Origin of the sequence: Maritalea sp. (genome assembly GCF_051251695.1) — a bacterium.
Lineage (GTDB): Bacteria > Pseudomonadota > Alphaproteobacteria > Rhizobiales > Devosiaceae > Maritalea.
In genome coordinates this window covers 1-21399 of record NZ_JBPOEU010000038.1, presented here as the reverse complement: position 1 = coordinate 21399, position 21399 = coordinate 1, and the positions used below count along the sequence as shown (strand labels likewise).

The window sequence follows — 21399 nt, the reverse complement described above, 5'->3', positions numbered from 1 at the left end:
CCAGCATTAGTCCGCGGTGTGTGGCCGAAGGGCCGCGCCTCTAAACTTACAACAGTACAATGAAAATTATTAGCAAAGCATTTCGGATAGCAGTTATATCAGCTCTTGTCCTTAACAGTGCTGGTGCGGCAGACAAATCGGACAAGGCCATGCAACTGGCAAACGAATGGCAGGACAAGAGTGGGACTGCGATCAGGGGCCCTGATGGCCGCATAATGTTCGTCTACGGAGACTCGCAACCAAGACTAGTGTGTGGCTTGTTCCTGATGTGCGATATCGCAATGGAACGTGGTGAGATCATCAACGTTGTCAGAATCGGCGACAGCACACGTTGGGTACTCAGTCCTGCTCGCGTGGGAGAGGGTGATTCTTTTGTAGAACACATTCTAGTCAAACCATCGGAAGCAGGCCTCAATACAAACCTTTTCGTCGCGACTAACAGACGCTCTTACATGATCTCTCTTGTTTCATCCGAGAAAGACAATATGGGGGAAGTTGGTTTTCTGTATGGCAATTCGAACTGGAGTAATTCCACGATATCCAGCAACTCCGGTGTTGCTGTTTCTGGGAATACGAACAACATTGAGACGCAACAAATGGGCGATATGTCGCTACTACCGAGACCAGTTGGAGAGCAGAGGGGGGTACAAGTGATCACTGTGGATCCCACACCGGTTGGCGAGGAAGTAGTCGGAGAAGATCTGAATTTCAACTATCACATTAGCCCTTCAGACGTTGCGTGGCGCCCTATTCGAGCCTATGACGACGGTGAACGTTCTTATATCGACTTGGATAGACGCAAGGTAGGAGCGAATAAACTACCAGTGTTCCTTATCAATGACACAGATAGTCGTGGTGAAATGGTTGTTTACCGATATGACTCGCAAAGAAGTCGTTTCATTATCGATGCACTTTTTGAAAAAGGCACCCTTATGCTAGGAAAAGGTCGCACGAAGAAAAAGGTCATCATTAAACGTGATGACCTCGACCAAGCTGCATCTCGTTGGTAGCCTCAAGGAAATACAAAAATTATGGCCGTTCCAATAGTAAAAAGAAATGATGGAGGATTCAGTCATGGTCCGCGACTCAACAAAATTCCAGCGATCATAATATTCGTACTGATCATGCTGTTTATTGGCGGTCTTTTGTACGGTGCAAAACACCGCAGCCAGGTCAAAGAACAAAGCAATCCTGGAAAAGTCTTTGACATGGAGATAGTTGCTAACGACACGGTTGACTTTCTGGCAGACAAGCCGAACTCAATTGCCGGAACATTTATCAACGAATCGGACTTAAACGAGACAGCAGTAGAAGAAGAAACACAGACAGAGAAAGACATCGCAGAATGGCTAGCAAACCAACAGATACAACAGCTGAAGCGCGAATCCGATATGCGCGACCGCTTTGAACAGAAGCAAATTGATCAATACGAAAGTGCTTTAGCGAGCAGCATGGAAGTCATAGGATTTGGGGGAGGAGCTCAGGCATTCGGACAATCTCCTCCGTCGTCACAGAGTTTTAACTATGACTCCGGGGCTGCCGAATCAATAGGAGGAAACCAGCAAAGACCTGAATCAGACGAGCAAAGAGAGGAGCAAGAACGATCAAAAACCATATCCGAGCTCATAAAATCAGACGCTGGAATGAAGTTACTTACAAGCCTGGGAATTGATCCCAATAGTGTAAACACGATGAACACAGATTCATCTAGCAACACCAACGGAGTCGATCGTAGCAACCAGTTTATTGAAGAAGCGAAAAGGGATACTGAGTTCGTACTTGATGCCAAGCTTGAGACACCACGCGGACCATATGAGCTGAAGACAGGTGATCTGATATCCGGCGCTATGATCAGTGCCGTAAACAGTGACTTACCAGGCGATATCGTAGCGCAAGTGACGCGTAATGTTATGAGCTCAGCCAGTGGAAAGTATCTATTGATTCCTCAAGGTACCAAGCTTTTTGGCAAGTACGATGCGTACACCCAAATGGGGCAAGAGCGTCTCGTTATTGTGTGGAATAGACTGGTTTTTGAAGATGGTGAGACGTTGAATATCGGCGGCATGCAAGGCTACGACGCTAGAGGAATGTCCGGATTCAAAGACAAAGTCAACACTCATTTCCTACGAACTTTAGCTAATGCGCTTCTCATATCCGTAGTAAACGCGTCGGGTGAAGCGCTTGTTGACAGCGCCACCGACAAAGATAGCTCCGGCGTAACGATCAATCTTGCAAGTGAGTTCGCAGACACAACGTCAAGTGCATTCAATGAATATTTGACAAACCGTTTAAAAATTAAACCGACAATTGAAATACGCGCCGGGTATGAGTTCAACATTGTCGTGTCCAAAGACATAAATTTTCCACGACCTTACGAACGTGGATTCAAGAGCTACAACACGAGCCGATAACATGAAAACATTATCTTTAGCGATTGTCACTTTGGCAACATTTCTTACCAGTTGCTCGTTGATCCCACGCGCTCCGGAGACCTTGGATAGTAGACAATCGGATATCGTCGCGTCAGACATGGTTCAGACACTGGCTCTTTTGCGAGGTTACAGCCCTGTTGAGACAACGTTGCAACTCAAGCCAAGCAAGAGTGGGTTTGCAACAAGTCTTGAACAAGCATTGAGGAAAAGTGGTTATGGATTGCAGTATTTATCAGATAAAGAAAAGGGAGCTGCTGAGGTCAGCTACGAGATAGAAGCGTTTGAAAGTGCCGCAGGAAAAAGTGTTGGTTATCGCGTTATGGTCGGCCCTGTCGAGCTTTCAAGGGAATATGAAGTTACGGGCGGTCGTATTTTCCCCATGACTGGCATGTCGGTTAAAGGTGTACAACCAAGTTCAAGGGCGCTAGATCAGACTATCTTCGATAACCAACATGTCATTGTACCGACTATAGAAAAGAAGCCAGGTAGTGAAACTCCGAAGACAGACGGAGAGCTATTGGATGAAGGGTGGGAAGAAGTACCTTCTGATTCAGCCTCAACACTGCAGAACGAATCTTTCGACGAACTTGACGAGAGGCTGTCAGGTGCACTACCAATAGTAAAAAAAAACATGTTTGATTTAGGTGAAAGCAACTTCAGTAGCATCCACGATGACTATGGAGTTGCATCAGAAGTAGTCCTGATATTTCCAGACGATTCCATGCGCATGGGAAAAACCAACAAATCTGTATTAAGTAATCTTGCAAGTGACTTCAATATTGATACCGACCTCTTCTCTGTTGTGGGTTGCTCGATGGGCAAAACCGCCATACCGAATGGCAATGAGCTCCTAGCTGTAGGAAGAGCAAACCGTGTCAAAGAAGAACTTATTATGGCCAATGTTCCAACTCAACGAATTCTTGATGAAGGGTGCTGGTCAGCATCTAGTGGTAAAGGACTTCCGACCCGTGGCGTAGTCGTCACGCATCGACGCATCGACATATAACAAACAAGTTTTGGGAACACACATCATGAGCAGCTATGTCCACTCTACGTTGATGCCAGGGGAAAAAATCCGGTACCAAACTTCATTGAGCATTTGGTCACTGATTCCAGGCTTGATTGCTGGAGCAATACTACTGTTGTTTTCTGTAGTCTCCATAGGGTTTTTACCGAAAGAAATAGACCCAGCAATAAGCTTGATGATGTCAGGTGCTTTCGCTGTATTCGGGATCATCATGCTACTGGCGCAGGTGTCACGTTTTTACACGACCGAGATAGCTTTCACCGACAAGAGGTTTATCTACAAAAAGGGCCTTATACGACGTGACGTGATCGATATGGTGCTGGAAAAAATCGAATCCGTACAAATCAACATATCCGTGTTCGGACGGATGTTTAACTTTGGTGATGTGACGATAGCTGCTGCCGGGGAAGACAATGCGATCATCAAGTCCGTTGCTTCACCAGTCACACTAAGGGAAGCCTATCAAATGTCCTACGCGGAGAACAAAAATAGATTACTGCAAGGACACACACAGACAGAACATTCATAGCTTCGCAATCAATCAGATCATAGGGGTTGGGTATGTGTCGTCTTTATATCGCTGAAAAGCCATCAGTAGCAAAAGCGTTGGCTGAGCAACTTGGGAACCCACGAAGAGCAGACGGCTACTTCGATTGCGACGATGGGATTGTGTCTTACTGTATCGGTCATCTTCTCGAAAATGCTTCCCCAGACGAGTACACGTCTCCGGAAGCTCCAAAAACCAGCAAAGGCAACAAAATTTGGCGAACTGAAGACCTTCCTATCATTCCTTCGGAATGGATTTATCACCCAAAAAAAGAGACGAAGAAACAGCTCAATGTGCTTGGCAAGTTGCTCAAGAGAAAGGATGTCACAGAAGTTGTGAACGCTGCTGACTGCGATAGAGAGGGCCAACTGTTAGTAGACCAGGTGTTGGAACATTTCAATTGCAAAAAACCATGCTTGCGCTTTTGGGTGTCAGCACAAGATTCTGTTTCACTTCAGCGTGGTCTAGAAAACATGAGACCCAACTCAGAATTTAAGGGTTGGTCAGATGCCGCTTCCGCTCGGAGTAAAGCAGACTGGTTAATTGGGATGAACTTTTCTCGTTCATACACACTAGCTGCTGACAGAGGTGGTCAAAGATCATTGCTTACAGTTGGCCGAGTGCAAACACCGACATTAAGCTTGGTAGTTGAACGTGATAGAACGATAGAGAACTTCATCCCAGTCGAGTTCTACAAGATCGAGGCGGAGCATAAGCACGAGAAAGGAGTTTATCTCGGAAGTTGGCGTAGCACTGTAGAACGTCAAGGCATTGATCCTGAGGGGCGCATCGTCGATCACTCTGTTGCGGTAAGAATAGCAAGTTGCGTTAAGGGCGCTGAAGGTGTGATCAGCGAATACCATTGCGAGAGGAAAAAGCAAGCGGCTCCAATACCTTTCTCTCTTGCTGAACTAACTATGCTTGCATCCAAGTTGCACGGCATGACTGCGGAAAACGTACTTAAAGTGGCTCAGTCTTTGTACGAACACAAATTGACTTCATACCCGCGTACAGATACCGGGTATCTTCCTGAATCACAGCACGCTGATGCACCGGCCATATTGACATCAATTGCTGCCAATTTTCCAACATTAGCCAACACAGTCGAAGGAGCGGATCCATCCCTAAAATCCAAAGCATGGGCAACGAGTCGAACAACCGCACATCATGGGATAATTTGCACTGCACATAAGAAAGCCACGTCGGCCTTGAGCAAAGACGAAGCAATAATCTATGAATTGATCGCACGTCGCTATATCGCTCAATTTTATCCGCTTCATGAATATCAAGACACTCGAATCGAAACCACCATTGCTGAGGAACTGTTCGTAACAACAGGGAAAACAATCTTGAAAGCGGGGTGGCGTGTTGTCTTGCCTGGTGGGGCAACTAAAGAGCAGGCGATTCTGCCAATGGTGTCCAAAGGAGACTCTGTTGATTGCATCAATACGACAATCAAGAATGCCGCGACAGTACCCCCCAAACACTACACTGAGGGTACGTTGATCTACTCAATGGAAAACATTCACCGGCTATACGAAGGTACTACTGACGAGAAAAGTGCGTTGCGTGAGGGTGATGGCATTGGCACCAGTGCTACTCGAGCAAGTATCATTTCAGAACTGAAGCGACGGAAATATCTAGAACCGAAAGGCAAATCTATCGTTAGTACGCAGTACGGGAGGAGTGTAGTGGATGCTTACCCTGAAGAAATAAAGAGCGCTCATTTGACTGCTATGAACGAGCGGAAGTTAAAAGCTATTGAGCAATCGGGTAACGGCTTTCAGCAGTTTATGACTGAGCAGGAACGATATATTCGAGAACATGTAAGCTTAGTAAACGGTCTCTCTGTTAGTGTCGTCACTCCACCAGAGTGTTCACCTGGCAAGAAAATGGCTAACAAGAATGCAGTAAAGTCAGCGACTCAAAAAACATCTTCTGGGTATTCCTGCAAACAGTGTGGCTCTGGATTGGTGCAACGAACAGCGAAAGAGAAGAAAACTAAATTTTGGGGATGTGCCAGCTTTCCAAAATGCAGATCAACTTACAAGGATAAATCGGGAAAACCGGTTCTATGAACTACACAATTGCTAGCTATGTAGTTGGCATAGACAATCGCTCGCAAACGAGTCTTCTGTAGAAAAACTTTCGATAAGAAGGGAACTGATGCAGGCATTGACACTATGCCTGCATCAGTATCGCCATAAATTATATGGTGATTGATTCAATAGAACCACCATTGTCTAAGTGGTCTCTAACCCATATTGGCTTTATACCTCTACCTGACCACGTCATGCTGGGGTCGTTAGGGTTTCGATACTTCGGCGCAACTTTCCCACGTCTTGAAGATGTTTTCTTTTTTCCACGCGTAGGTTTCTTTTCGGGCACGGCTTTGGCGGAAGTACGAGTCTTCCGAGATTGTTTGCCTGCCAGTTCTGACAGGTCAATGCCTGAATCTTGTGCCATTGCAACAAGTTTCGCCAACACTTCGCCCTTTGCCTTTGCCTCCCTATTAGCAATAGCTTTTTCTATCTTGATTTTTTCTTTTTTGAGCCTATCGAGATTCATACTGGAGTAATTGGTGGTCATGCAATTTCACACTCGGGTGGTTATGTAATGAAGGAATCAAAATTATAACCGTAATAAATCCGGTACTCGCAGAGAAACCTAAGATGCACCCTAAACAGTGTGTAAGGGGAAGGAAGTAGACGGTATTTCCGCAAGAACTCCTTACCAGACAAGCAACCCACATCTTGTTACTTGCATCTGCTTCTCACCACCTGGGTTACTACCCAAGCTGTAAAGAGCAACAGCAGAAGGCTCAGCAGGACCAGAAGTGCAAGGGATACTATTGGCGCGTCTATCATGTATCTCATCGCCTGAATTAGCGCCAATACGACAACTACTGCGGCCAACGCGATGGATAAGACTGGATCTCTCTTCTGGCTTTGTATCTCCACACACTTCGTCTTGATAGGTTGTGTTTGCATAGCATCAACGATTCGAATTCGGGCAATAGGGATAGAATATGACGATTCTAATTCCATGCCGTGGAACACAAATCTGTGGATAACCCTCATTTTCACATACATATCAAATAGATATAGTGAATAACCGGTCTGTAAAGAAACGCCAAATCAATGAGTTAGGTGCTTCATTTCGCTGATGTTCCACGGAAAAATGGAGTTTTTCGAAAATTCTCACTCATTGGAGGCGCGCAAATGAGCCCAAAACAATGGAAATGGCTTGAATCGGTGGCAGCACACATACCCGGGCTTTTTCGAGGTGTGGAGAGTGGGAGCGAGAAAACCACTCATGTGATTGGTGAACGCATCATCAACGGCCGAACAGTGCGACTATCACTGGTGGCTCAGGTAGTTGACCCTGGAACAAATCCGCTCAACAGCCATGCTTCAGCGAACTGTCCGTCTACAGGCGTCGTTGTTCCTGATGGAATGGTAATGCCGGCACCAAAACGACGTAGCGCTAAGCGGTCAAAATATTGGTAATCAGAAACCCAACGGAATGCAATAGAAATGAATATTGACCCTCGATGGATTTACCCAATCACTATGTGCATTGTAGCTGTATGCGCTGCCTTTGGCTCCTACTGTCTATTGATGGCTGCATATATCGGGAGTACTGGATGGATCAGCAATTGGTTGCCTGTTAACGAACTACCAAAAGATCCGTCTGATTCGGCTTCCAAGTACCTATTTTCGGCGGTAATTCCTATCTCAGCTGCTTTATTGCTGTACTTCATAGCTAAGCGAAAATTTAGGTAAAACTACCTAAATCCGTTAAAATCCCATTAGTACGGATTTTCTGGACATCTACCCTGTCGTGTCTATACTGGTGTTTATACCCATAGATTGATGGTAAACGATGGCCAAAAACGGTCAAGCCAAGGTGCTGTCCAATGACGAGCTCAGTGCCGTACTCGATGAGATCGAACACCACCGTTACCCTGCCAAGAATGCCCTGATCATACAGATCAGCTTCAAGCTGGGGCTACGCGCCCAGGAAATGTCGCTATTGCGGATTCGCGAAGTGGCTGCGTTGAGCGATGAATTTGCGCGTGGCTACAAGATCAAGGATGTTCTGGTGCTGCCCAAGAGCTTCACCAAAGGTGCTCGAGCGATGGCAGCCATCGGCAATAAGACCAATGAACGCACCAGCGTACGCTTTACCGTGGCTGAATTTGATCGCGTAGTCGCGCAGATTGCCAAAGATGCCATGCGACGCAAAACGCTTACTGCTGCTGACTACTATCCCCCCGTCAAGAAGCCCGGTGGCCTGACACGAGAGCTTCCACTGGCAGACTCTGCGCTGTTGGAGGCGATTTCACGGTATCTTGATGAGCGTATGTCGCTCAAGAAGCCTCTGAAGCCCAATGACCCGCTGCTACTGTCACAGAAAGGCGGATTCTACAGCCCGAATACGTTGCAGGATCATATGGCCACGATGCTGCGTGAATGGTCTGGTATTGATCGTGCCAGTAGTCATTCTGGACGCCGCACACTGGCAACAAACTTACTGCACGATCAAGGCGAGCATTTAAAAACTGTTCAGAAAGTCCTGGGGCACAAGTCGGCTGCAACCACGACCATCTATCAGGATGTCACTGAGAAGGAGGTCAGGACAGTGTTGGAAATAGCAGGTAAAAGCTACGATAGTTAGCCAGTGCTCAGGTTTAGGAGAATGACAAGATGACCTGCAACACCCGGTCCATCCTCCCACTATTCGACGGTGTTTACAGCTTTAAACAGGCTAACAATAAGCCACACAAACATGATTGCAGTGATGAGCATATACACAGGATTGTTAAATGCAGGAGAGAAGGATAACAACAACCCGGTTACAGGCAATCTAAGAAATCCAATCTGCCACGGGCGATTAAATACGCAAACCAAAGTCCCTATGACAGTCAAAATAACGCCTATTGTTACAGGCATGAAGTATATAGATTCAAATGGAGACATACTATTTTTACCCGAAGTATCAGACTGCAACATTGTCGTACTCCAAAGGAACTCCGACTAGTTCGTCGATCGATTTCGCCAGCTGATCCCTTAGCGACCCCTGCTTCATTGCAGATATTATTGGCTTAGCGATGGAGGCCAATCTTGCACAATCCCCAATATAGGTTAGATCAAGCCCATCACTAAGTGAATCTACAAAGTAGTCTATCGCTGAGACCGCACTCGCAAACAACTCTCTGAACGCATCCGCTCCATGGGCTCTGATGAAGCTATCGGGATCATGCTTTTCGGGAAGCACGATGATAGAAATCTCGCCCTCCATCGCATCGGCGTTGAACAAACGAGATAGTGCTTTCAAAGCAGCATCTCGACCGGCTCTATCACCGTCGAAGCACAATACAACATTCTTGGAAATCTCTAGAGCATAGGAAACATGTTCGGCAGTAAGTGCTGTGCCCATCGTGCCCACAACCTTGACCTTCAACTCCTGATGTACTGAAGTGACATCGGTGTACCCTTCAACGATGAGCACAGGATCATCACCTCCGCTTTCGCTGAAAAGTTGAGGACTTGAGTACACAACGTTCGATTTGTTGAACAAAATCGAAGAAGAAGAATTCAGATATTTTGGTAGGTAGCCATTGATTGACCGACCGCCAAAGCCGACAACATCGCCGCTATGCGAATGGATCGGAAACATTACTCGGTTTTGAAACCGTGGATAGTAGCTTTTGTCTTGCCGACGAATTAGAACACCGGCTAACCACAACGCCCTTCCCTGCCCTGGAAATGCCTTGAGAAGATCAGCTGCGTCCTTGTCATGCCTGGCAAACCCTATCCTGAACTCATCTACAGTATCAGCGTCCATGGACTGCTCTGATAGATATCGTTGCGCGATGGTGTCATTCAACTGCTGATGGTAGTAGTCAGCAACACGACCCAACAATTCAGATTGTTTTCTGAGTGCATTCTGCAGCTCTTCACTTGAGACATAGCGCCCGACATCTATCCCGGCTAAATCACCCAAATGATTGATAGCGGCTTGGAACGGCATTCCATCATAGAACATCAACCACCCTACAGCACTACCAGAGAAGCGGCAGCTCGAGCATTCGAATCTTGCTCCGATGGCATCTACATGAAGGGAGCTTTCACTTCCTCGATGAAACGGACATACGCCTATGTGTTGCTCGTTATCTGTAGGTTTAAGCGGTACAGACCTGGAAATCAATTTCACAAGATCCGTACCCGCCAGTAGGCTTTCTATCACTTCTTGAGGTATACGCTCCATCAGATATATCCCTAGTACGCGAACTCTAGACAACCGAGTCCTGAAATCCGGCGAGACCTGCGAAGTGCAGTCCAAAGGACATCAATGCACCAAACCCGCCGATAACAATCGCACCTGGTAGGCCACCGACCTCCAACCCAAGCTCGATGAAAACTAGACTCCAAAGAACGGAAAAACAAATGACCACAAGAAACGAGAGATAAGGAATGACGCAGCTGACAACCAAAGCAAAAAGCACGGCAACTGCGATAGTGGCTGAATCTGTCACTAGCCAAACAAAAACGGACGCGACTATGAACTCGAACACCAGCCATACGCTCGGTCCTCGTTGAAATCGTGCCTGGGCGATCGCCCTTCTCATCTCTCTCATCTCGATACTCCAGTTGTCTGCATTCTTTCTTTTCGTATATGTTCTTCACTCTCAGTACAAACCGACATATTTCATTCGACGATTTCAGGATGCACGCGAACTTCGAAACCTTCCCTGCACCTCTTGTCCGCCGTCTCCGATAGCGCCTCTCTGACCGCTTCAGCGGATTCGTAGACAGTGGTTAACCGGTGCCCTTTCGAACTACTCAACGAACTCCAATAGCTCACGATCATCCAATCCCCTAGCAAATCCTGCCCTGCGAAACAACGAAACGTTTTTTGCTTCGGTGAGTTAACCCACAAACCAATTTTCGGCCATTCTTTCAGCTGAACATCCTCTGCATCTGTTGCCGGCTGTCATGCCCGAGCAATTTCATATAGCGGCGTGTCATCTGCGCTTGGTTATGCCCAAGCCATCGTTGTAGTGTTTCCAACGGCACCGCATTCAGCAGCGCGTGGAAAGCAAAGCTGTTCCTAAATGTGTTGAAGCTTACTGTGATGCTGGGAAACGCCCCGCTATCCGCTCCTCTCAACACCTCCAGCCTTCTCGCCAACCAATTACTAGCGGTTTGTCTCGAAACAGTGAGCAACAAGTCGCCCGTACCGCCTTCGTGCTGATGAATGAATCTCTCTACCAGCCCGATGTAACTTTCCTGTACCAACTCAACTCCCCGACCGCTTGCCTTGCCGCCGAAGTAGACCATCTCTTGTCCACTTGCTAATTGGAAGTCATCCGGACGTAAAGCCAGCACCTCACTAATTTTTCCTCCTGTTCGCCACAGGGTTTCAAAAAGAAACTGCCTCTCCAACGATGTTCTATCAAGAACAAGAATGTCCATTTCTGGCGCGAGAAGATAGGCGGATTTCCCAGGTTGCTGCTCTCTAAAAGATTTCCAGTGTTCCCAGTTGATTTGTATCGCTCTATCAGTGTCTTTCACAACCGTTACGGCGCCAACCCAACTTTGACACAAATAATTTTTAACAAATCTACGTCGATCGAACTCATAAGACACTCCCCTTAGTATATCGTCACCCTATCAAATTACTTTACATTTGTATAGTAATGATTTTGTCAAAACCTAGAGTCGGAAAATTTCAACAGACCTTGCAATGTTGTTCCCCTTACCGAATGAAGGTTCTCTTGAGGAGTCCTAACAAGTGCCGGAACACTAGTGCTCAAACCCCCTATCCCTTGTCTTGCTATTCGCGATTTCTTTGGCGTTAGAGGCCTTGGCAATGCCAAACGCACGAACCTGCTCCGGGTTCATTGTTGATCGGACCATCTTTGATTGGTCGATGTCTTGAAAAACTTTTGCCAACGCTTGTCGTATATCTCCCACTGATCCGCTCTGTCGATGACCGTCGGAAGCATTCATCAAGTCTCTTTCCAGAGTTTTCCATTTTTCCACGAGAACACGCGCATGCTCCCGAGACTCATGCCTTGCTATCAATTCAGCCTGCTTTGGCAACTCCTTGCCCGCCTGTTTCTCTGCTTCCCACTGCCTGTGATTCGAGCGACTACTGTAGTCATCGACAACTCGAGCGTATGCGCGATTTGCATTCGCCTGGACGATTTCCAGCTGCCTCCGTTCTTTCTCCCAGCTTTCAACAAGTTTCTTTGACGTAAAAAAGCCCGCTTTCGGCTTTTGAGATGCTTGTTCTTCGAGCGTTTTTCGAGCCTCGTTGACCTTAGCTGCCAGCGGAACCAACGAAGATTTGTGCTGCGCTTCCATCTTATCCAGAATTTTTCTGGTCATATTGTCCAGATCACGCTGCGCCTGAATCGCCTCCGTGGCCTCTTGCAGTGAAGGTGCCTTCGGTATCGGCACGTTATGTGAACTCACATTTTGTTGTTCCACAGCGAGATCCTCCCTATCGCCAAATTGTTTCATGAACCTCATGGGGTCGACGTACTCCGGATTCAGCTCCAGTCCGTGACGTTCTGCCAGGTCAAGAACTGTCTCTTGCCTATCAGCTTGACTGATAATGTCAGCGAATGATTTTCCGCGGAGCGTGTCATTGGCCACGTAGACATCCAAGATATCCCTATGCCGGGACATACCAACGTACCCGAGATGCTTGTTCATAGTGCCTGTCCCAAGAACAAATGTACGATCGACCGTCATTCCTTGGGACTTGTGGACTGTTGCTGCGTAACCGAGCGCTACGTCTGAATAGTCATCGTAAGAGAAAGTTATCGGCTCGTCCTTATTGTCTATCGACACCGAGAGTGTTCCTTTCTCGTTTGACAACACCGTTCCAAGTGTTCCGTTCTTGACACCTAGAGCCTTGTCGTTCTTTGTAAAGAGCACTCTATCGCCCCTTCCAACTACTAGCTCTGGGCTCTTTTCAGAAGTTGCATGCTGTACATCGCCATAGTCCTCTGGTGACAGTTTGTACTCTTTGCCGCTCTCAAGCCGCACATGATGACGACCGTTTTCATACCCTATATAAGTGCCCTTGCCGCCTGCCTCGATTCCTCTGGGTTTATCATCACGACCAAACCGTATTGCGTCACCACTTCTCAAGTCGAATGGCCACGAAAGAACATCTGATTCTCCGAGGCGAGGCGAACGAAACACCTGACCAGGATCCACTTTGCCCTGCTCTACGAGCTCTTGCCTTATCTGAGTATTGAGGTCACGCACATCCTTATTCCGGTGTGCAAGAACAATTCGTGCGTCAGAACTATCAGCCAAGAAGTCTTGAACCAATCTTTCCTTGGCATCAGAGACAGCACCGAAAGAATGAACATGACCATGCTCTTCGTACGCTGCCAATGCATCCTTACCTCGCCCTTCTGACAAAGCCTTCGTTGCATCTCTTTGCCACGATTCTGATTGGCGACGTATTGTTCCGATTTCAGCAAAACCTTGCTGTACGGTTAAATCCCTAAATGGACTCCCCGCTTGTATCGGCTGTAGCTGCTCAGCATCGCCCACCATGATGATCTTTGCGCCAGCTCTGTTGACAATTTCAAGAACCTGCTCAGTGGTTTTGTTGTTGTTCATTCCGGCCTCATCCATGACCAGTACATCTCCCTCATTAACCTCAACTCTACCTTGCTTAACACCGAGCAACCAACTCGCGATAGTTCGAGATTCAATACCTGCGGAAATTTGCAATTCCTCAGAAGCCTTGCCTGCCAGGGTGAGACCACTCACGCTATGTCCGGTATCTTGGTACGCCTCCTTTACTGCCCGCAACATCGTTGATTTTCCCGCCCCAGCTAAGCCTACTACCAAGGAAATTCGATTACCTTTGGTGAGATGTTTAGCCGCATCACGTTGTTCTTCTGACAAGAAGTCGTAACGAGAAAGAGCTCGCTCAACGTCCGATGACGAAACGGCAAATTTTGTAGAATCACGTCCCAGACGATCGCCAAGAAGTCTAATGTTTAACTCTGAATCCAAAACTTTTTGAGTAGTCAAAAAGGGTCGATCCTTCAAGGATATTTTGATCAGGCTGTCGTGCGAATCTATCGCTGCTTTTACCCTCGAAAAGACCTCTGTGCTAGATATCAGAGACGACATCTCTCTATACAAATCGTGACTAGTAAACAAGCTCTTTCGATCGGATACACGTTCGATAATGATTTCCGGATGATTGAGAATGGCCTCATCTCTAGCCGAAATTCTTGCTGCGTTTTTTTCTTGAATTGCAGTCTCTACTCCCCTTCCGCTTATCGCGTGAACTGGCCCGAGATGAACCTGTGAAACAAACTCCCCATCGTTGTTACGGACGTGAGCATCAATTTGATGTTCACGGAAATATTGATTCTGGAAATCCGCCCATCGATGTCTGATCTGCTCGTTCTGAGGAATTTTCTGACCACCGTAGAATTTCCCCGCCAAGTCTCTCAATTTCCCGCCAAATTCAACACCTTGTAGCGTTCGTGTTGTAGTCAACAAGTGAGCATGGGGATTCCCTTCCGAGTGATAGTGAATAGCCAAATCAACAACTAGACCTTTTGAGACAAATTGCTCTTTAGCGAAACCTCTCGCCATTTCCAGATGTTGTTCTTTGGTTAATTCGATCGGTAGAGCAATGATGTGATCTATAGCAAGTTGAGCGCTAGCACGTCGATTATGTTGATCTTCACGTGCTTCAACAGCTTCCCAAAGAGTCACACGATCTTTCATTGAAATGTCTGCACCTGGCGGAAGCAACACTTCGCTATGACCTACCTCGTTTGCTCGGTGCGAGTAGTTCGCTATCCGTCCTACTCGATCATCCATAAGAGCTTCGCCAGAACGGTAGGCAGCAGCCTTTACCGCCGTGCGACCGTCGGAACGAGAGATGACATGAGATCGAGCAAATTCAAGGGCCATAGGCCTCAGAATACCTCAGTCGCAGAGCGACCGCAACATTGAGCATGGCTCAATGTATATTGCGCCCTTGCCAATATCTCGCTTCGCTCGACATCGGCCTGGGATCTGTGAGATCATCACCCATCGCTACGTAGTTGGAGACTAAGATGGCATTGACGTTAGCTGAGAAGATCGAAAAGCAGGAAAAACTTGCAGCTCAGGCAAGAAAGAAAATTGCCGATTTAAAGCAAAAGGCAAGAGACGAGCAGACCAAACGTTTTATACGGATAGCCGAAAAGCATGGCTACTTTGATGTTGAAATTTCCGATGAAAGCTTGATCGAGGCGATAAAGCAATTGACCAAAGCGGCTCGATCGCCGCAAATCAGTGAAAAGGATGCGCACGCAACTTCGGATAGTCAACAGAATGACTACAGTGAAGGTGGAGTCGTTGAAGCACAGTAGAGATGTCTTCAGATAGCAACGGATGATCGGTGATATCGACCATGTCGAATCTGAGCCTTTATGCGAAAAAACTGCATATTTTGCAGCAGAAATTGCATCGCGAAGAACTTAAGTTGGCTCGCTTGAAAACAAAAGCAAATGCCGAAAGACGATCAGACGCTCGAAGGAAGCTAAGATTAGGTGGACTAATTTTTCTCATGAAGTGGGAGACCATTTCTGAAGAAGATCTGGAAAATTTGTGCTCCACAATTAGTTCCACGTTGAAGGAAAAGAACGATTTAGATGGGTACAGAATTCATGGCGAAAACACCCTTAAATTGATAGAAAAAGAAAAACAGAATGCGCCAAAAAAGGAAAACCTTAGTGAAGATGATTGGAGAGAGCTGAACCATAGAAAAATCAGCATTGGTGGATTGATGGTGAAGTACGAGTTACACACTTATTCAAGGTCTGTGGTCCTCGGTGCGTTGCTAGATTGGTGCTCAAGCAAGAGTTAGATACGAGTGATGAATGATCTATTAGGTACTTTGCAAACATCACTCATAATGATGATCACTCACCTCTTTGAAAATTCCGTAAGTTTGCAAGATTCTAGACAACCAGGTATCTCCAAATGTGCTAGCTATCTATGTGTCGATAGGTTCTATCGTTAGAGATCTCACGTTAAGCATGCTGTTCTCGTCTTTTCGATACGGCCAAAGGTTGCATCAAACAAGAGTATCTTCGATGCGAGATCATTTTTCATGCCCCATAAAACGAACTCGAAGATAGTAGAAGATCCGAAAAAAAAGACGATACTCTTGGGTGCAGATAGGCAGTTATTTTCCTTATTCCATATATCAGTTGGGACTACTTTTGCTTGTCTTTACTGAGAAGTGATCTTTGGAATTTTAAAGAAATATGTGTCGAATTTTTCGTGGAATAAGTTTGCCTGGTCACTGTCAAAACGATTGTGTTCTTTCACTGAAAAGCGCTCGCTTCCGGATGAGTTGTTTTCTGCAGAAAGAACCGTTGCGTGGTATTAGAAACCTTGGAGATTGGTTACAAGATTGATCTGCTTTATCCAGATCTGTTGAGACTCACCAGAAACAGGTTCAGTCCTTGCAGCGAATCTCGCATTTGGAATTCGCGTGAACTCAACCCCTATCCGAATCGCTGTAAGCGTTTTTAAGAGGCTTAGAACTTGACCCCTATGCCATGATATTGCCTGTTAGCTTTAGAGGCAGCAGAGAGCATCTGAGAGGCTTGAGGGACTAGTTCACACTCTCATCCAGTATCAAAAATGATTCTCTCGCGGCGAATCCGCCGCATTAGAGCGCACGGAGCACATATAAAGCCAATACCCGGACATTGATGAACAAACGGCACACACAGTCTTTTGGTGACGGCACGAAGTGCCATAAACACGTCCGTAGGACATTTTCAGGCGACGCTTGCGTCGGGCGGAGTGAGCTTGCGAACGGAGGGTAGGAGCGCTTTAGCGCCGATTTCTGCCAAGGAGAGAAGGAGACTAGAAGGAAAAAGGGAAAGGAAATAAATCCAATTAAACCATATATTTACGGCAGATTACGGGAGCCCATCTCCCGCCGGTGCTATATATTGCGAGTTCGGGGAGCCCATCTCCCATTTTATCCACCGTGATGGGAGCCCATCTCCCTCCTCCTCCAAATCTGGGAGCCCATCTCCCTAGCTTGGGTGCTCATCTCCCGCATTTGGGAGTCCACCTCCCTCTAGGCCTGCTCAGATTTTTATAAAAAATCTGGATTGGGAGCCCAACTCCCGGATTCTGGGAGTCCATCTCCCAAGCTTGGAGTCCATCTCCCTCTTTACCCACAACAATGGGAGCCCATCTCCCCCCTTACCCACAACAATGGGAGCCCATCTCCCGCCTTAAAGCCTCATTGGGAGCCCATCTCCCAGATATTCAGCTCTAAGCCATTGATTGGAGCCCATCTCCCTCCTCGTATTTAGGCTGTAAGTGTCATTCACAAGCATTTCCGACTCTCGAAATGACACCTTATATGTCATTCCGATATCAGCTCCCAAAATCGAACGTAAGTCATTGATTCTTTCTTGTATTGTGCTGGTTTGGCAATTTGATGCACCGCCCTGCCCTTTCCGATGACTTGCGGAACCTGTTCACCAGGTGAATTTGAATTTCAAGGATGAGCAGTAGTGTTCCCTATCAGCCCGATTGATACGGCGACGAAGCAACGCAAGAAATCTTGTAATTCCTAGCAAATTAACAATTAGCAATACCTAGGAATATAGATTCATATGAATCATAATGTGTTAATATCTACCATATATGATACATAGAGATCTAGGAATACAGATGTGCAGGCTACTAGCTCTGCAGGATCATAGGAATGCAGAAAGTGCAATATGCAGGCTGCTACCAGTGTAGGAATGTAATAACTTAGTATCTAAGGAATGCAGAAACCTAGGATGCTGGCGCTGTAGCAGTGCAGAAAGCTAGCATCTAAGGAATACAGAAACCTAGGATGCTGGCGCTGTAGCAGTGCAGAAAGCTAGCATCTAAGGAATGCAGAAACCTAGGATGCTTGCGCTGTAGCAGTGCAGAAAGCTAGCATGTATGGAATGCAGAGACCTAGGAAGCTAGTGCTGTAGCAATACAGAAAGCTAGCATGTAAGGAATGCAGAGAGTTAGGAAGCTAGTACTGTAGCAATACAGAAAGCTAGCATGTAAGGAGTACAGAAGGCTATGAAGGTAGATTGCTATATTCTCAGCATTCTAATGATTGTCTACTAAACTCCAACCACTACGCGGCAATCTATATTCCTAAAATATTAGATTGCTAGGTTTATAGAATGCTAGGGAGAACCTTATGATTATCGCAGTGGTTTCTCAGAAGGGCGGGGTAGGAAAATCAGCGCTATCGCGTTTTTTAGCAGTTGAGTTTGCCAAGTCAGGTTGGTCCGTGAAAATCGCAGACCTCGACACTGGACAAGGATCGTCAACTAACTGGAAAGCGCGACGCGACCAGAACGCTATAAAACCGGAAGTTCCGGTAGAGAAGTATGCAACGGTCAGTAGGGCCGTTCAGGATGCAGAGCGATACGAGCTAATGATTTTGGATGGACCTGCCTTTGCAGAAAAGCGGGGCTTACAGATGGCAGAGTATGCAGACCTGGTTGTCATCCCCACGAGCTACAGCCTCGATGACTTGCAACCGCAAGTCGAAACAGCGCAACATTTAGAAGTTGCGGGCATCGATCCTGAAAAAATCAAATTCATCTTCTGTAAAGCAGACGGGTCGGACACGGAAGAAGCCTCGGCCAGGAGCTACCTAAAGAGAGCGGGTATGAATGTTCTCAAGAACCTGATGCCCGAAAGAGCATCAATCCGGCACGCGAGCAACAATGGACAGTCAGCTAGCGAAGTGCCTCACCGGACCGTCAGGGAACGGATAATTCCATTGGCAGTTGAGATAGCTAATATTATCATCCCCAAAATTCCCGACATCGAAGAACCGCAAGTGCACACAACAATTGAACCAACACGAGAAACAGCATGCGCAACTCACTAGACGAAGCAGCAGTACCCACACTTCCACCGGCTCTGCAGAAGCGATCTTCAGCTGTCTCCAAGGGCAATACGGAAAAAGCAGCCACCGAAGATAGCGACACTAATAAGAGTTCTGTGTCCGCAAAGAGCAGAGCGTCGAAAAACACCAAGTTTTCAAAAACAGCTGATACCACCAAGACTCAATTCAACAAGCGGATACCGAAAGAGACTGCCGATATCTTCGCAATACTGGCGGTAAAAACTGGAAACAAAATTCCAGAACTCCTCAGTGAAGCAGCAGAGATGCTGCAAGATCGATACGGCAAGGTGTAGAAAACTAGAACCATAGAATCCTAGCATTCTACTCATAACGCTTTTGGTGGCTACGCGTAACATGGCTGTGCATATAGAGATGCACTACACAGGAATAGGACATCAATGAAATCTCGGACCGAAATGCGAGAACAGCTGTTCAGACAAAGTGAATTGCTTTTTTCGGAAGGGGGGAGCCTTGCCGATGAGTCGAACGCTCTGGAGCCTTTGCGTACTTTCCAGCCGATTGACCCAAAGCGCGCCGATGTGTTTTCGAACCTGTTTCTGTTCTGGGAATCTATTCCAAAATATTGCATTCATGGTCACGAGCAGGCGAACCTTCGTAGTGAAGAAGGTTTCATGGAGACCGTTGAAAAGGAATTCCCGATAGACGAAGTGATAACTGCTCAGAGCAAGATGGTCATGCACCCGGCTAGGCTACAGGACCCCAAAACACTGAAATGGAAGGAGCATTTCCCGACATTCTTTGATGAAAAGATTGAACGTGTACTAATCAAACTATTTTTAGATAGGGATAGAGGTGGCTTCGAACGGATAGATGACGAATATGGCGCGCTGGTCAGATTTCGCATCCGTGAGATACGCAGAATTTTGGCGGATAGCGGGGCAGGTGCAAGCCATGCAGATGTAATACAGTCACTCAGGGTTCTGAGCGGTACAAAACTCGAGATCTTTAACGACCAAGGAGCAAGTCACAAGGAGTCAATCTTTGCCTCCCTAACAGAACCTCAAGACACGAATTCTTACTTCGTTGTCAGATTCAACACGATCGTAAGCACCGCCATAAGAGATCGTAGCTATCGCCAATTTCCGTTTGAACAATGGATGAAGTTGCGAAGCTCATTGTCGCGCTGGCTGTTGCTGAGAATGAGCACGCAAAGAAATCTTGGCATGGATGTGCCACACAAAGTGAAAGCATCTATTGCTGCGGCCGCAGGCGTATGCGCAGCGAAACGCCCTTACGATAGATCGAAAGCATTTTACAAAGCCTTAGCAGAATTGAAGGAAGTCGGCGTTGTAACCTACGACGAGAAAAGTGATATCCAGGCAAGAGTAATACGTGAAAGGGGCGCTATGGTAGACATAGAGTTCAGTCTGTATCCATCCAATGGATTTGTGTCGCATGTCATAGCAGCAAACGGTAGAGATAGCTACCTGAGAGCGAGACAAGCGCACGCGAAAATTCTAAACGTTAAAAGCAGTACATGGGAAGGGAAGCGATAAGGCGTCCGCTCTTTGAATTACCGGGTATACGAATCACAGATGTCCGAATAGCTCAAGCATGAAACGGAGCTATATCAAAGGCCTCGACTTTGCTCTTGGTTTGCCGACCAAACAACGTGAACAGCCTATCAACGTAGGTCAGCTCAGAATGTTAGCTGAACTCGCAGGCGCCCCAAATGGGTTGGACCGATTTAAACTACTCGAGCGCGAGACTCACGACAAACCTACAGTCGATGCCAGGATATCGTACCTGTGCAGAAAGAGCCTAATAGAGCCACTAGCAAAGGCTCACTACCACACTCCTGCAAAATATCGTGTAACCGAGCTGGGCAAACAAGTCAACGCTGGTCTAAAGAACCGGTGCTCGTTGACAGCGTACAAACTCTGGCTTGATGAATGGATGGAGTTGCCTATCGTAAAACGCGAAACCCCGATCAACGTGGGATTGCTAAAAGTGTACGAGCTAATAAGGCAATCGCCGTATATCACGACTACACAATTGCTGGAACACGTCTCTGATTCAAAGCCAACGCTCAAAGCTCGACTCAAATGGTTGGGGCGAAAGGGGTTGATCGAAAAACTACCAAAGTACAATGCCGGCGGCAACGGTAATCCGGATTACTATAAGTTATCAACGAGTCAGCCTTACCCACAGAGAAAGAGGGTAGGGCGGATCCGCCCTACCTAAAAGATGCACACGCTATCTTGACTAGCTTGTTAACCAGATTCTGGCATACACAGATTCCAATGCTTGCAATTGTTGTTTAGCAAATTTGCTAGAGAAGCGTAAGAGCGGCGAATGCCGCTGCTAAGACCTCTGGCCGACTGACGAAGTCCGGGGTGGGCAAGTGCAAGGCTAGGGGAGTCCCCTGTCTGCACAAGCGACGAAGG

At 46.9% G+C, this 21399-nt stretch carries 17 protein-coding genes; 11 read left to right on the top strand and 6 right to left on the bottom strand.

The window, feature by feature from the left end:
• Positions 1 to 59 precede the first annotated feature (59 nt).
• The 5 genes from ACSHWX_RS16505 to ACSHWX_RS16485 are packed head-to-tail and all read left to right on the top strand — an operon-like array spanning position 60 to position 6084.
• The gene (locus ACSHWX_RS16505) at positions 60 to 1010 is read left to right on the top strand and encodes a TrbG/VirB9 family P-type conjugative transfer protein (RefSeq protein ID WP_435669336.1); all 951 of its coding nucleotides are present in this window, start codon (positions 60 to 62) and stop codon (positions 1008 to 1010) included.
• 21 nt (positions 1011 to 1031) lie between these two features.
• A complete protein-coding gene (locus ACSHWX_RS16500) occupies positions 1032 to 2411 on the top strand; it encodes a TrbI/VirB10 family protein (RefSeq protein WP_435669335.1) in 1380 nt (459 codons plus the stop codon).
• A 1-nt stretch (position 2412) separates the two neighbouring features.
• The gene (locus ACSHWX_RS16495; protein WP_435669334.1) at positions 2413 to 3438 is read left to right on the top strand and encodes a hypothetical protein; all 1026 of its coding nucleotides are present in this window, start codon (positions 2413 to 2415) and stop codon (positions 3436 to 3438) included.
• 25 nt (positions 3439 to 3463) lie between these two features.
• Positions 3464 to 3988 (top strand): PH domain-containing protein, encoded by a 525-nt coding sequence (locus tag ACSHWX_RS16490; protein WP_435669333.1) that lies wholly within the window; start codon positions 3464 to 3466, stop codon positions 3986 to 3988.
• Between the two features lie 32 nt (positions 3989 to 4020).
• Positions 4021 to 6084 carry a DNA topoisomerase 3 gene (locus tag ACSHWX_RS16485; RefSeq protein WP_435669332.1) on the top strand — a complete coding sequence of 688 codons (2064 nt, stop codon included), beginning with the start codon at positions 4021 to 4023 and terminating at the stop codon, positions 6082 to 6084.
• Positions 6085 to 6214: 130 nt separating this feature from the next.
• On the opposite strand, the gene ACSHWX_RS16480 is transcribed toward ACSHWX_RS16485, so the two are convergent.
• The gene (locus tag ACSHWX_RS16480) at positions 6215 to 6595 is read right to left on the bottom strand and encodes an H-NS histone family protein (protein ID WP_435669331.1); all 381 of its coding nucleotides are present in this window, start codon (positions 6593 to 6595) and stop codon (positions 6215 to 6217) included.
• 1296 nt (positions 6596 to 7891) lie between these two features.
• On the opposite strand from ACSHWX_RS16480, the gene ACSHWX_RS16475 reads away from it, so the two are divergent.
• Positions 7892 to 8686: a tyrosine-type recombinase/integrase gene (locus tag ACSHWX_RS16475; RefSeq protein WP_435669330.1), complete on the top strand. Its 795-nt coding sequence runs from the start codon at positions 7892 to 7894 to the stop codon at positions 8684 to 8686.
• Between the two features lie 59 nt (positions 8687 to 8745).
• Here the strand turns inward: ACSHWX_RS16475 and ACSHWX_RS16470 are convergent, their stop codons facing one another.
• From ACSHWX_RS16470 to ACSHWX_RS16450, 5 genes are all read right to left on the bottom strand, one after another.
• A complete protein-coding gene (locus ACSHWX_RS16470; RefSeq protein WP_435669329.1) occupies positions 8746 to 9021 on the bottom strand; it encodes a hypothetical protein in 276 nt (91 codons plus the stop codon).
• Entirely contained in the window at positions 9008 to 10279 is a 1272-nt protein-coding gene (gene dnaG, locus ACSHWX_RS16465; RefSeq protein ID WP_435669328.1) for a DNA primase, read from the bottom strand. The genes ACSHWX_RS16470 and dnaG overlap by 14 nt, the downstream gene beginning before the upstream one ends.
• Before the next feature lie 25 nt (positions 10280 to 10304).
• Positions 10305 to 10649: a hypothetical protein gene (locus ACSHWX_RS16460; RefSeq protein WP_435669327.1), complete on the bottom strand. Its 345-nt coding sequence runs from the start codon at positions 10647 to 10649 to the stop codon at positions 10305 to 10307.
• A 322-nt stretch (positions 10650 to 10971) separates the two neighbouring features.
• Complete coding sequence (locus tag ACSHWX_RS16455; protein WP_435669326.1) at positions 10972 to 11586, bottom strand: tyrosine-type recombinase/integrase; 615 nt, start codon at positions 11584 to 11586, stop codon at positions 10972 to 10974.
• A 231-nt stretch (positions 11587 to 11817) separates the two neighbouring features.
• Positions 11818 to 14979, bottom strand: coding sequence for an AAA family ATPase (locus tag ACSHWX_RS16450; RefSeq protein ID WP_435669325.1), 3162 nt, complete (start codon positions 14977 to 14979; stop codon positions 11818 to 11820).
• A gap of 146 nt (positions 14980 to 15125) precedes the next feature.
• Between ACSHWX_RS16450 and ACSHWX_RS16445 the strand changes: the two genes are divergently transcribed.
• The 5 genes from ACSHWX_RS16445 (at position 15126) to ACSHWX_RS16425 (ending at position 20508) form a co-directional block, all read left to right on the top strand.
• Positions 15126 to 15422 carry a hypothetical protein gene (locus ACSHWX_RS16445; RefSeq protein ID WP_435669324.1) on the top strand — a complete coding sequence of 99 codons (297 nt, stop codon included), beginning with the start codon at positions 15126 to 15128 and terminating at the stop codon, positions 15420 to 15422.
• A gap of 41 nt (positions 15423 to 15463) precedes the next feature.
• On the top strand, positions 15464 to 15919 hold the full coding sequence (locus ACSHWX_RS16440; RefSeq protein WP_435669323.1) for a hypothetical protein: 456 nt from the start codon (positions 15464 to 15466) through the stop codon (positions 15917 to 15919).
• 2352 nt (positions 15920 to 18271) lie between these two features.
• A complete protein-coding gene (locus tag ACSHWX_RS16435) occupies positions 18272 to 18973 on the top strand; it encodes a P-loop NTPase (RefSeq protein WP_435669322.1) in 702 nt (233 codons plus the stop codon).
• Positions 18958 to 19284: a hypothetical protein gene (locus ACSHWX_RS16430; RefSeq protein WP_435669321.1), complete on the top strand. Its 327-nt coding sequence runs from the start codon at positions 18958 to 18960 to the stop codon at positions 19282 to 19284. The genes ACSHWX_RS16435 and ACSHWX_RS16430 overlap by 16 nt, the downstream gene beginning before the upstream one ends.
• 105 nt (positions 19285 to 19389) lie before the next feature.
• Entirely contained in the window at positions 19390 to 20508 is a 1119-nt protein-coding gene (locus ACSHWX_RS16425; protein ID WP_435669320.1) for a hypothetical protein, read from the top strand.
• Positions 20509 to 21399 lie beyond the last annotated feature (891 nt).